This is a genomic window from Clavibacter nebraskensis NCPPB 2581 (assembly GCF_000355695.1).
Taxonomy (GTDB): domain Bacteria; phylum Actinomycetota; class Actinomycetes; order Actinomycetales; family Microbacteriaceae; genus Clavibacter; species Clavibacter nebraskensis.
This window is the reverse complement of sequence record NC_020891.1, coordinates 2,176,517-2,188,680: the sequence shown is the minus strand read 5'-3', so window position 1 is coordinate 2,188,680 and position 12,164 is coordinate 2,176,517. Positions and strand designations below refer to the sequence as shown.

The following is a 12,164-nucleotide window of genomic DNA, read 5'->3' as shown; positions in this document are numbered from 1 at the left end:
GTCAGGCCACCTTCGCGGTCACGTCGGCGAGCGACGGGTTGGTGGCGGACGAGCCGTCGGGGAACAGCACGGTCGGGACGGTCTGGTTGCCGCCGTTGATGGCCTCCACGAGCTCCGCGGTGCCGGGCACCTGCTCGATGTCGACCTCGTCGTAGCCGATGCCGGCCTTGTCGAGCTGGGACTTCAGCCGGCGGCAGTAGCCGCACCAGGTGGTGGAGAACATCGTGATCCGCCCGGGGGCAGGTACGTAGGAGGAGGTCTCGGGCGCCATGCTCCTCACCCTACGCGCCGTTCTCCACGCCGACTCGGGATCCGCGACGCGCCAGCGCGTGCTCGGCGCGTTGCGGATCCCCGGGTGCGGTCCCGGTCAGGGGCGGATGCGGATCAGCCGCGGAGCGAGCGCTCGAACCACGCGTTGCGGAACTTCGCCTCCGGGTCGAGGCGCTCGGCGAGGGCGAGGAAGTCGCCCAATCGGGGGTACAGCGGGGCGATGTCGGCGGCCTCGGCGGTGAAGACCTTGCCCCAGTGCGGGCGCGCGCCGAACGGCCGGATGGCCGCCTCGAGCTCGACGAGCACCGCCTCGACGGCCTCCTGGTCGCGCTTCCACGTGAAGTGCAGGCCGATGGTGGTCTGCCCGTACTGGGGGCTCAGCCACAGCCGGTCCTCGGCGACCGCGCGCAGCTCGCACACGAGGAGGATCGGGCGGATCCGGTCGCCCATGGCGCGCAGCGCCCGCACTGCCTCGACGGCCCGGTCGAGCGGCACGTGGAACTCCGACTGGATCTCCTCGCCGTCGCTCGGCGTGAAGCCCATCTTGAAGTGCGAGAGGCGGTCGGACCAGAGGCCCACGACGCCGAGCTGCGACGTGCTGTTGACGGGGTCGATGCCGAGGATGGGGTGGCGCTCCTCGGTGGCGGCGGGCGCTCCGAAGTAGTCGGCCACGACGACCTCGTCCTCGGGCTGGCCGTCGACGTCGAGCTGCACGCGGCTCTTCAGCCACACCTGGTCGGTGGCCTCGCCGAAGCGCGTGAAGACGCTGACGCTGTACGCGCCGCCGAAGACGTCCTCGAGGTTCTCGTCGAACGCGTCCCACGACAGGCCCTCGAACACGCGCTGGCGCACGAGGTAGGCGGGCTCGACATCGAGGGTGACGCGCGTGACGACGCCGAGCGCGCCGAGGCCCACGACCACGCCGTCGAAGTCGTCGTCCCCGCGGCGGTACGTGACGGTCTCACCGTCGGCCGTGATCAGCTCGAGGGCCGCGACGGCCGTGCCGAGGTTGCCGTTGCCGATGCCGGATCCGTGCGTCGCCGTCGCGATCGCGCCGCCGACCGAGATGTGCGGCAGCGACGCGAGGTTGTGGATCGCGAGGCCCTCCTCGCCGAGGAGCTCGGCGAGCTTCCCGTAGGCGAGGCCCGCGGAGAAGGTGACGGTGCTGGCGTCGCGGTCGATTACGAGGTCGGCCGGCAGCTCGGCGAGCGAGACCAGCACGTCCGAGTCGGCGATGTCGTTGAACGAGTGGCGGGATCCGAGGACGCGGATGCGGGGAGCGTCGCGCACGATCGCGCGCAGCTCCTCGACGCTCGTCGGCGCGTGGACCTCGCGGGCCCTGTACGCGTAGTTGCCGGCCCAGTTGGTGCCCGCGGTGCCCTGCTCGATGGTGTCGGTCATGCGTCCTCCTCGCGCCCGCCATCGGACGCCGTCGTCTCCAGCTTGCCCGCCCTCCGGCCGGAGAGCGAGCGTGTCGTGCGGTCGGGCCGCGTCGGATGCGGCGGCGGACCCCGGAGGGCCCGCCGCCGCGGTCGTCAGCGGCTGCGGATCGTCAGCTCCAGCGTGCGGGCCGACGGCCAGAGCTGGTGCTCGGGCAGCACGTCGAGGCCGCACGCGCGGGATCCGAGCCCGTGCTGCGCGGCGTCGATGTACAGGTGCACCGCCTCGCTCGCGGGCAGCTCGTGCGGGTGCGCCGCGCGGTCGAGCTCCTGCGGCGTGTGGCGCGAGGCCGTGAAGCCGGGGCGGCGGCCCGCGGTGTCGGGCCGGGCCGCGATCACGATGCCGTGCTCGCCGTCGAACGTGCCGAGCTCGAGCTCGCGCAGGTCGCTGCGGTGGCCGGTCTCCTGCGGCGTCGAGTACACGGCGCCGAGGTCGTCGACGAGCGACGAGAACCGGCCGACGAGGGCCGCGCGGCGCGAGTCGGGGTACGACTCGAACGGGCCCGTGCCGAACCACTCCGCGTTGGTGACGCTCGCGGGGAGGTCGATGCGGATCCCCACGCGCGGCCACGTGATGGCCCAGCCGGCGCTCGGCACGATGTCGACGCGCAGGTCGAGGTCGCCGTCGACGCCCTCGGTCCAGCAGTACGTCGTGTCGACCGAGTCGAAGGACTGCGCGGCGCTCGTGCGCACGACGACCGTGAGCGAGCCGGAGCCGACCTTCACCGAGCGGACCCGGTGGGTCAGCCGGTCGAGGCCCGCGTCGCGCCAGCGCGCCTCGCTCGACGGCCCGGGTACGCCCTTCCCGAAGGTGAGGCGCGGATCCGCCAGCTCGTAGGAGCCGCTGCTGTCGCTGCGGTCGTTGTCGGTGGGCGCGCGCCAGAGCTCGAGGCGCGGGCCGTCGACCTCGAGGCCGCCGAGGCGTACGAGGCGGCCGGTGGCCAGGTCGAACTCGCCGTCGCCGAGGGCGAGGCGCGTGGCGCCGGCGTCCGGGTACGTCTCCTCGTCGGCGTCGAGCCAGCGCGCGGGCACGGCGGGCCGCGGCGCGGGCGTGAGGTCGAACTGCTGCACGGCGACCACGTGGCCGGCCTCGGCCCACGGCTCGTCGTCGCGGAGGATCGCCTGCACCGTGAGCCACACCTCGGGGGCGGGGCCGCGCTCGCGGGCGGCGGCGAGCTCGCCGGCGTCGAGCGCGTCGGCGGGCATCGGGATCCGCGCGGTCGCGCCGGCCACGACGGGCTCGGCGTCGAGGACGCCGGTCGCGATGTCGTCGCCGTCGACCGCGAGCACCCAGACGAGGCTCGTGAGCGCGGTGGAGACGGAGTGGTACCGGTTCTCGACGACGAGGGACGCGGATCCGCCGTCGCGCTCGAGCCCGAACGCGATCGGCTGCACGACGGCCTTGTACTCGGCGAGGCCGGGCGTGGGGGTGTCGTCGGGGAGGACCATGCCGTCCATCACGAAGTTGCCGTCGTGGAGGACCTCGCCGAAGTCGCCGCCGTAGGCGTAGGACGCCTCGCCGTCCGCGGTCTCGGTGAGGATGCCGTGGTCGCGCCACTCCCAGACGAACCCGCCGTGGAGGCGCGGGTAGCGGAGCACGAGGTCCTCGTACTCGCCGATCTGGCCGGGGCCGTTGCCCATCGCGTGCACGTACTCGCACAGGATGAAGGGCTTGGTGCGCTGGCGCATGCCCTCGCCGGGCGTGCAGCCGAGCAGGTCGCCCGGGATCACGTCGCTGCCGATGGACTCGGTCTCCTGCAGGTTCGAGTACATGCGCGAGTAGACGTCGGTGTACTCGCCCGTGTAGTCGCCCTCGTAGTGCACGGGCCGGCCCGGGTCGCGGCGGTGTACCCACGCCGACATGGCGGCGAGGTTGCGCCCGGTGCCCGACTCGTTGCCGAGCGACCACATGACGATGGAGGGGTGGTTCTTGTCGCGCTCGACGGTGCGCTCGATGCGGTCGAGGTAGTGGTCCGCGAACCGCGGGTCGTCGCTCGGGTTGCCGACCCAGCCGCCGAACTCGAAGCCGTGCGTCTCGAGGTCGCACTCGTCGATGACCCAGAAGCCGAGCTCGTCGGCGAGGTCGAGCACGCGGGGGTGCGGCGGGTAGTGGCTGGTGCGGATCGCGTTGACGTTGTGCTGCTTCATCAGCATCATGTCGGCGCGCGCGTGCTCCTCGTCGAAGACGCGGCCGCGCTCGGGGTGGGCCTCGTGCCGGTTGACGCCGTGGAAGACCACGCGGCGGCCGTTGACGAGGAAGCGGTCGCCCTCGATGCGCACGGTGCGGAAGCCGAGGCGGATCGACAGCGCCTCGACGTTCGTGCGGAGGAAGCCCTGGTACTGCGTGGGGCTCTCGGCGCTCCACGGCTCGACGCGGTCGACGTGCACGGGCGCGACGTCCTCGGGCGTGGCCCAGGTGACGTGGATCCCGAGGTCCTCGACCTCGAGGGTCACGGGGAACGCGGCGGGCTCGGCGTCGACCTCGACGTGCACGGTGCCCGCGCCCGTCTCGTGGTCGTACTCGGCGCGGGTCCACGCGTCGTCGATGCCGCCCTGGGGACGGCCGAGGAGGGTGACGTCGCGGAAGATGCCGGGCATCCACCACTGGTCCTGGTCCTCGAGGTAGCTGGCGATCGACCACTGGTGCACGCGCACGGCGAGCACGTTGGATCCGGGCCTCAGCGACGCCGTGACGTCGAACTCGTGCGAGAGGCGCGAGCCCATCGCGGTGCCGACCTCGTCGCCGTTCAGCCACACCTTGAACGCCGACTCGACGCCCTCGAAGCGGAGCACGACGCGCTCGAGCGACTGCCAGTCCGTCGGCACGTCGATCTCGACGCGGTAGTCGCCCGTGGGGTTCTCGTCGGGCACGTACGGCGGCTCGACGGGGAACGGGTACTGCACGTTCGTGTAGGCGGGGAGGCCGAAGCGGCCGTCCTGGCCGAGCACCCAGTGGCTCGGCACCGGGATCTCGTCCCAGCCGGAGTCGTCGAACGCCGGGTCGGCCATCTCGTCGGAGAGGCCGCGGGGGGTGGGGGAGAGGCGGAACCGCCAGTCGCCGTTCAGCACGATGCGCGGGGCATCCGAGTGCAGGCAGGAACGGGGACGGCGGGCCGGGCCCGTCGTGGGGGCGAAGTCCTCGAAGTAGGGGAGGGCGTGCGTCATGGGCTTCCTTGCGCGTGGGCGGGTGCGGCGACGTGCCGCGATCCCATCATCGTGGGTCGGGAGGGGACGCGCCGAATGCGCCGACAGCCGGGCAGGTCGCCCTGCCCGGCCGTCGGGGATCCGTGCGCGGACGGGTCAGCCCTTGACGGCCGTCGGCCGTGTCGGGTGCTGTCCGTCCCGGGTCAGCCCTTCACGGCTCCGTCCGTCAGGCCGCCCCGCCAGTACTTCTGCAGCACGATCATCGCGGCGATGAGCGGGATGATCGAGACGAGCACGCCGCCGGTGGTCAGCTGGTAGAACTCCGGCAGCCGGTCGACCTGGCTCCGCCAGTTGTTGAGGCCGAGCGTGATCGGGTACAGCTTCGTGTCGGCCAGCATGATCAGCGGCAGGAAGTAGTTGTTCCAGATGCCGACGAGCTGGAAGAGGAACACCGTCACGAGCGCGGGCGTCATGGAGCGGAGGGCGAGCGTGTGGAAGATCCGCAGCTCGCTCGCCCCGTCGATCCGGCCCGACTCGATCACCGCGTCCTCCACCGACGCCTGCGCGTAGATCCGGCAGAGGAACAGGCCGAACGGCGAGACGAGCGACGGGATGAGCACCGACCAGTACGTGTTCGCGATCCCCATGGTGCTGAAGAGCAGGAACAGCGGTAGCGCGGTGGCCGTGCCGGGCACGAGCACCCCGCCGAGGATCGTGCCGAACACGATGTTCGATCCCCGGAACCGGTACTTCGCGAGCGCGTACCCGCCGGCGGCGGCGAAGTACGTCGCGATGAGCGCGCCCACCCCGGCGTAGAGCACCGAGTTGAGGAACCAGCGCACGAAGATGCCGTCGTCGTACGTGAACACCATCGTGAGGTTCTGCCACAGGTTCATGTTCGCGAACAGGAACCCGTTGGTGCTGAACAGGTCGGCCGTCGTCTTCGTGGCGGCGACCACGATGTAGTAGACGGGGACGAGGAAGTACAGCGCGACGAGCGTGAGGATCGCCGTGACGATGATCCGGGTCGCCGGCTTCGCGCCCGCCCCGGGGGTGCTCCCAGCCTGGGAGGGCCGGCTCACCTTCTGCTCGGCGGCCCGCGCGAGGCGCTTCTGCTCCGCCTTCTCGGCAGCGCTGTCGCTGGTGGTCGGCGGTGCCTCCGTGGCGGTCATGCGCGCGCCTCCTTCTTATTCCGGGCGGCGGCTTCCCGCTCCTCCTTGGGCTTCCTGTTGGTGAAGGCCAGGAACACGAACGACAGGACGAAGGCGGCGAGGGCGATGATGACCGCCTGGGCCGCGGCGACGCCGTAGTCGTTGTACGCGAAGGCCGTCGTGTACGCCGACAGGTTCGGCGTGTACTGCGAGTCGATCGCGGGCGCCGAGACGGCGAGCACCTGCGGCTCCGCGAACAGCTGCAGCGTCCCGATGATCGAGAACACGGTCGCGAGCACGAGCGCCGGCCGGATCAGCGGCAGCTGGATCGAGAGCGCCGTGCGCCACGCGCCCGCGCCGTCGATGCGCGCGGCCTCGTAGACGTCCCCGGGGATCGACTTCAGCTGGGCGATGATGATGAGCATGTTGTAGCCCGTGTATGTCCAGGTCACGATGTTCGCGATGGACCAGAGCACGGTGCCCGCGCCGAGGAAGTCGAGCTGCACCCCGAACATCTCGCCGATGTCGATGAGGGGCGACAGCCCCGGGATGTAGAGGAAGCCCCAGAGGATCGTCGCGATGACGCCCGGCACGCCGTACGGCATGAAGTACGCCGCCCGGAAGAACTGGGGCCACTTCGCCGACGCCGACTCGAGCAGGAGCGCGAGGATCGTGCAGAGGATGATCATCACGGGCACCTGCACGACGCCGAACAGCAGCACCCGGCCGATGGAGGCCGTGAAGGCGTCGTTCTGGAGCGCGAGCGCGTAGTTCTCGAAGCCGGCGAACGCGGTGGTCACGCCCTGCTCGCCGAAGAGCCCCTCGCGCCGGACGGTCGTGAACGACTGGAACACCGCGTAGACGATCGGGAGCAGGAAGGTGAGCAGGAAGACCGCGAGGAACGGCGCGAGCATCACCCACGGGGCGATCGTCTGCGACCTCTTCAGCTGGCCCTTCGTGACGCCCGTCCGCGTCGCCCGGGGCGCCTTCGTCACGGCGCTCATGCGGACGCCGCCTCGACCGTGAGCCCCTTGTTGCGGAAGGCCTCGATCACGGCCTCCTGCGCGAGCGGCAGCGACTCGACGAGCGTCTGGCCGCTCGTGAGCTTGCGGCGGAACTCGTCCTGCAGCGTGTTGAGCGTGAACTGCGTGAGCGGGCACCAGGTCCAGTCGAGGTTCTGCTCCTTCGCCGCGGGGACGAAGACCTCCTCGTTGTAGCTCTGCCCGCCGAACCACTCGCTCGGCTTCTCGCGCTCGACGCCGATGTAATCGGTGGCGGGCGACCAGCCGATGCCGGAGTTCTCGATCATCGCGTCGATGCCCTCCGGCGACGTCGTCATCCAGGTCATGAACTTGAGCGCCTCCACCGGGTGCTTGCTGTTCGCGAGCACCGCCGCGGTGGATCCGCCGAGGTAGCTGGATCCGTACGCCCCGTCGAACGACCACGTCTGCATGGGCGCCACGCGCCACTTGCCCTCGCCGCCGGAGACCGACTGGATGAGGGCGTCGCCCCAGCTCGCGCTCGTGACGCCGAAGATCTTCGCGTCGGCCGCGGCCGCGTACCAGGGCGGCGAGAACGCGGTGAAGGACGTGTTGACGACGTCGTCGTCGATCGCCTTGTCGAAGAAGGCCGCGACCTCCTTCGTGCGGTCGTCGAGCATGTCGACGACCCAGCGGTCGCCGTCGATCCGGAACCAGTTCGCGCCGGCCTGTGTCGCGTAGGAGGTGAAGACGCTGGCATCGGAGACGGGGAAGCAGTCGAGGTAGTTGCCGGCGCCGGTCTTGCGGACCTCGGCGCTGAGCGCGGCCCAGTCGTCCCAGGTGGCGGGCGGCTGGCCGCCCACCTGGTCGAGGAGCTCGGGCTGGTAGTAGAAGGCGAGGGGACCGGAGTCCTGCGGGATCCCGAAGACGCCGTCCTGGAAGCTGACCTGCTTCCACAGCGCCTCGTCGTACCGGTCGCGATACTCCTCGACGCCGTAGCGGGTGAGGTCGACGAGGGCGTTGGCGAGGAGGAACTCGGGGAGCTGCCGGAGCTCGACCTGCCCGATGTCGGGCCCGCCGCCCGCCGTGATGGCCGAGTACATCTTGTTGTAGCCGCCCTGGTTGCCGCCGGGGATCCAGACCGCCTCGACCTGGATGTCCGGGTTCTGCGCGTTCCACACGTCCGCGACCTTCTGCAGGTCCTTCAGCCAGGCCCAGTACGTGAGCGTGACCTTCTCACCGGCCTTCGCCGCGGGGATGACCGGATCCGAGTTGACCAGCCTCCCGCCCGGTGCCGAGCACGACGCGAGGGCCAGCGTGCTCGCGGCGGCGGCCCCCACCCCCAGTGCCTGTCTCCTGCTGATCGAATGCATCGTCGCATCCCTCCCGTCGTCGTCGATGGCAGATGGGCCGGAGCCCACGATCACTCTAGGCGCGCGACGAAACTTATTCCTAAACTGTGGTCGGGATTCCTGGGAGGCCGGCGGAGGCGCCTCAGCGGCGCGCGCCCCGGTTCCGCACGGCCCACTCGAGGGCGTGCATCGCCTGGTCCTTCGTGAGGCGCGTCTCGAGGCCGCAGTGCGGGCACTCGACGCGGTAGGTCGAGCGCAGCGGGACCAGCGGGACGAAGAAGACCGTGAGGCGGAGGGTGCGGTGGAGCACGCGCTGGGCGCTCGTCACGCCGCAGCGGAGGCACGCGAAGGTCACGATGACGATGAGGGCGTCGCGGGCGCGCGTGCCGAACAGGAGGATCACCTCCCGAGGCTACGCGCGCCGCGCGGACCATAGGCCATGGGCCGGCCCCCGGACGAGGAGGCGACGCGGGGTGGAGCACCCGGTACGTTCGGAGGACACGCATCCAGCAGATCGGCCCCGCATGACCCCGCACCACGTCGGCGCGCACGTCACACCGGCGGCGGCCTGCCCGGGAGCCGCGGCGTGATCGTCTTCGTGGTCGTGGGGGCCGTGGGCCTCCTGCTCCTCCTCTGCAGCATCGTGCTCGGCGACCTGCTCGACGCGATCGGCGGCGGCGACGGCCTCGTCTCCGGCGTCGCGCTCGGCGCGGCCCTCGCCATCTACGGCGTCGGCGGCGTGCTCGCCGACCAGGCCGGCATCGGATCCGGCGGGGCCATCGCGATCGCCGTCGCCCTCGCGCTCGTCGCCCTCGTCGTCGTGCAGCTCGCCGTCCGCTTCGTCGCGAAGCAGGAGAGCGGCGGCTCGTACTCGCCCGTCGGCATGGTCGGCGTCGTCACGTCCCCGACCTCGCCCACGGGCGGCGAGGTGCGGCTCGAGCACATCCGCGAACTGGAGCGCCGCCTCGCCACGAGCGCCGAGCCGCTCGCCGTCGGCACCCGCATCCGCGTCGTCTCGGAGGACGGGTTCCGCGTGCGCGTCGAACCCGACGCCGACGCCGACCCCACCACCTAGCAGCACCCGTCCCAACGAGAGGAACCATCCCGTGGACCTGATATCCGGCGGCACGACAGCCATCGCCGTCATCGTCGTCATCGTCATCCTGGTGGCGCTGGTGGCGTTCATCGCCTCGCGCGTCCGCCGCGTCCCGCCGAACCAGGCGCTCGTCATCGTCGGGCGCAACGCCGAGCGGAGCGAGGGCGGCGCCGGGTTCTCCAGCCCGCAGAAGGTCATCATCGGCGGCAGGACCTTCATCTGGCCGATCTTCCAGGAGGGCTTCACGCTCTCCCTGGAGCAGTACCAGACGAGCGTCACGGCCGAGGCGCGCGACGCCAACTTCATCAACACCGCGGTCGTCGCGACCGTCAACTTCAAGGTGACGGGCACCGAGGACGGCGTGCGCCGCGCCGTGCAGCGCTACCTCCTCCAGCAGGACGCCCTGCCGGAGATCGTGCGCCAGTCCCTCGAGGGCGCGATCCGCGGCCTCATCGGCGACCGGCCCGTCGACGAGCTCGTGAAGAGCTTCTCCGTCGTCGCGCAGGAGGCCGTGAACCAGACCAAGAACGACCTCGCGGAGCTGGGCCTGCAGATCGAGACGCTCAACGTCCGCGAGATCACGACGCCGGGCAGCTCCTACCTCGACGACCGGGCCCGCTCCAACGCCGCGCGCGCCCGCCAGGTGGCCGAGGTCGCGGAGGCCGAGAACAAGCGGATCTCCGCGCTCGCCGCGATCGAGAACGACCAGCAGACCGCCGAGCGCCAGCTCGAGCTCGACCTGCGCCGCGCGGCCATCAAGGCCGACACCGACCGCGCCAACGCGACCGCGTACGCGGCCGGCGAGCTCGCCAAGGCCGAGCAGGACCGCCTGGTCGCCGACCAGGAGCGCACCGCTGTGGCCGCGCAGGCCGAGGTCTCGAAGGAGCGCCTGCGCATCGACGTGGAGCTCCCCGCCGAGGCCCGCAAGTACGCCACCGTCCAGGACGCGCAGGCGGCCCGCGACGCCGAGAAGGCGAAGGTCGACGTGGAGGTCTACCAGCGCACGCAGAACGCCGAGGCGGCGAAGACCGCGGCCGTGAACGAGGCCGCGTCCATCACCGCGCTCGGGAAGGCGAACGCCGACGCGATCCAGGCCCGCGGCCAGGCGGAGGCCGAGGCGGCCGCCGCGCTCGCCGAGGCGCAGAACAAGCTGTCGCGCGAGGCGCTGCAGGCGCGCATCATCGCGTCGATGCCGGAGATCGCGCGCGAGATGGCGGCGCCGCTCGCGAACGTCGACAACATGACGATCATCTCGGCGGACGGCGCGAACGCGCTCAACCGCTCGGTGGCCGAGAACATGGCGACGCTGCCGAAGCTGCTCAAGGACACCACGGGCATCGACGTCGCCACGGCGCTGAGCTCGTTCCTGGGCTCGACCGCCGCGGGGGCGTCGTCGGGCGCCGGTTCCACCACCACGGACGTCGGCCCGAAGACGGCCGCATCCGAGGGCGCCGGGATCTGATCCCGGTGCCGCAGCTCCTCGGGGCGCACGCCGCCCCGGGGAGCACGGCGTGAGATCCCCGAGCCCGTTCCGGGCGCTGTGGGGCGCGAACGCGCTCTCCAACCTCGCGGACGGGCTCGTCTTCGTCACCATGCCGCTCGTCGCGGCGGGCCTCACCGACGACCCACGCGGCGTCGCCGGGCTCGCGACGACGTACGCGCTCGTGCGGCTGCTGGTCGCGCTGCCCGTGGGCGTGTACGTCGACCGGCTCGACCGGCGCACGCTGATCGTCGTCGCGAACGCCCTCCGCGGCGTCGCCGTGCTGGGGCTGGCGGTCGCGATCCAGTCGGGCGTCGCGTCGCTGGCCGTGCTCTATGCGGTGATGGCCGTGGCCGGCGTGCTGGAGAGCGCCGCCGACGGGGCGGCGGTCGCCGTGCTGCCGTCGATCGTGCCGGGCGACCGGCTCGACCGGGCGAACGCGCGCATCACCGGCACGCAGCTCGTGGCGGACGAGTTCGTGGGGCCGCCGCTCGGCGGGATCCTGTTCGCGCTCGCCGCCGCGGTGCCCGTCTACGCGACGGGCGGGCTGTGGGTCGCGGCCGGGGCGGTCGCCCTCGCGCTGCCGCGGCGCGCCCGCGACGTGCCCCTCGCCTCCCCGGCGACGGATGCGCCGCCGTCCGTGTTCCGCGAGGCCGCCGAGGGCGTGCGCTGGCTCGCGGGGCACCGCGTCGTCGGATCCCTGGCCGTGATCGGCGGCCTCGCCAGCGTCGGCTACATGCTCCCGTTCTCGGTGCTCGTGCTCTTCGCGGGGGAGCGGCTGGGGCTGGACGCCGCCGGCTACGGCGTGCTGCTCGCCGCCAGCGCGCTCGGCGGCCTCGCCGGATCCGCGATCGCCGCGCCGCTGCGCGCCCGCCTCGGCTCCCGGTGGACCATCACGGCGGCCCTCGCGCTGGGCGCCGCGAGCCTCGCGGGCCTCGCCGTGACGCGCGATCCGGTCGTCGCGGGGATCCTGCTCGCGCTCTACATCCTGCACGCGGTGGTCTGGAGCATCTGCGCGACCACGCTCCGGCAGCGTCTCGTGCCGGCGGATCTCCTCGGCCGCGTGGGCGCGGCCGGCCGGGTCGTGAGCCTGCTCGGCCTCGCCGCCGGATCCGCGCTGGGCGGAGTGCTCGCGACCTCGGGGATCGCGCTGCCGACGGTCGCGGGTGCGGTCGTCTTCGCGGGATGCGCGGTGCTCGCGGTCGTGGCGCTGCGCGGATCCGTCGACGCGCATCCCACGGCCTGACCGTGT

The 12,164-nt window shown here is 72.0% G+C and carries 10 protein-coding genes; 3 read left to right on the top strand and 7 right to left on the bottom strand.

Translation table 11 applies throughout. The features are described from left to right. Position 1: 1 nt before the first annotated feature. The 7 genes from CMN_RS10280 to CMN_RS10250 all read right to left on the bottom strand — a co-directional run bounded on the left by CMN_RS10280 (position 2) and on the right by CMN_RS10250 (position 8,739). Complete coding sequence (locus tag CMN_RS10280; protein ID WP_015490745.1) at positions 2 to 271, bottom strand: mycoredoxin; 270 nt, start codon at positions 269 to 271, stop codon at positions 2 to 4. A 113-nt stretch (positions 272 to 384) separates the two neighbouring features. Then, positions 385 to 1,671 carry a D-arabinono-1,4-lactone oxidase gene (locus CMN_RS10275; protein ID WP_015490744.1) on the bottom strand — a complete coding sequence of 429 codons (1,287 nt, stop codon included), beginning with the start codon at positions 1,669 to 1,671 and terminating at the stop codon, positions 385 to 387. Positions 1,672 to 1,805: 134 nt separating this feature from the next. Next, a complete protein-coding gene (locus tag CMN_RS10270; protein ID WP_015490743.1) occupies positions 1,806 to 4,874 on the bottom strand; it encodes a glycoside hydrolase family 2 TIM barrel-domain containing protein in 3,069 nt (1,022 codons plus the stop codon). A gap of 182 nt (positions 4,875 to 5,056) precedes the next feature. Beyond that, positions 5,057 to 6,025: a carbohydrate ABC transporter permease gene (locus CMN_RS10265; protein WP_015490742.1), complete on the bottom strand. Its 969-nt coding sequence runs from the start codon at positions 6,023 to 6,025 to the stop codon at positions 5,057 to 5,059. Then, positions 6,022 to 7,008 carry a carbohydrate ABC transporter permease gene (locus CMN_RS10260; protein ID WP_015490741.1) on the bottom strand — a complete coding sequence of 329 codons (987 nt, stop codon included), beginning with the start codon at positions 7,006 to 7,008 and terminating at the stop codon, positions 6,022 to 6,024. The genes CMN_RS10265 and CMN_RS10260 overlap by 4 nt, the downstream gene beginning before the upstream one ends. Beyond that, positions 7,005 to 8,357: an ABC transporter substrate-binding protein gene (locus CMN_RS10255; RefSeq protein ID WP_015490740.1), complete on the bottom strand. Its 1,353-nt coding sequence runs from the start codon at positions 8,355 to 8,357 to the stop codon at positions 7,005 to 7,007. Before CMN_RS10255 ends, CMN_RS10260 begins: the two co-directional genes overlap by 4 nt. A 121-nt stretch (positions 8,358 to 8,478) precedes the next feature. Beyond that, positions 8,479 to 8,739 carry a hypothetical protein gene (locus tag CMN_RS10250; protein WP_015490739.1) on the bottom strand — a complete coding sequence of 87 codons (261 nt, stop codon included), beginning with the start codon at positions 8,737 to 8,739 and terminating at the stop codon, positions 8,479 to 8,481. A 183-nt stretch (positions 8,740 to 8,922) separates the two neighbouring features. On the opposite strand from CMN_RS10250, the gene CMN_RS10245 reads away from it, so the two are divergent. The 3 genes from CMN_RS10245 to CMN_RS10235 are packed head-to-tail and all read left to right on the top strand — an operon-like array spanning position 8,923 to position 12,158. Beyond that, positions 8,923 to 9,411 carry an NfeD family protein gene (locus CMN_RS10245; RefSeq protein ID WP_015490738.1) on the top strand — a complete coding sequence of 163 codons (489 nt, stop codon included), beginning with the start codon at positions 8,923 to 8,925 and terminating at the stop codon, positions 9,409 to 9,411. Between the two features lie 31 nt (positions 9,412 to 9,442). Next, positions 9,443 to 10,894, top strand: coding sequence for an SPFH domain-containing protein (locus CMN_RS10240; RefSeq protein ID WP_015490737.1), 1,452 nt, complete (start codon positions 9,443 to 9,445; stop codon positions 10,892 to 10,894). A 49-nt stretch (positions 10,895 to 10,943) separates the two neighbouring features. After that, the gene (locus CMN_RS10235; RefSeq protein WP_015490736.1) at positions 10,944 to 12,158 is read left to right on the top strand and encodes an MFS transporter; all 1,215 of its coding nucleotides are present in this window, start codon (positions 10,944 to 10,946) and stop codon (positions 12,156 to 12,158) included. Positions 12,159 to 12,164: the final 6 nt, after the last annotated feature.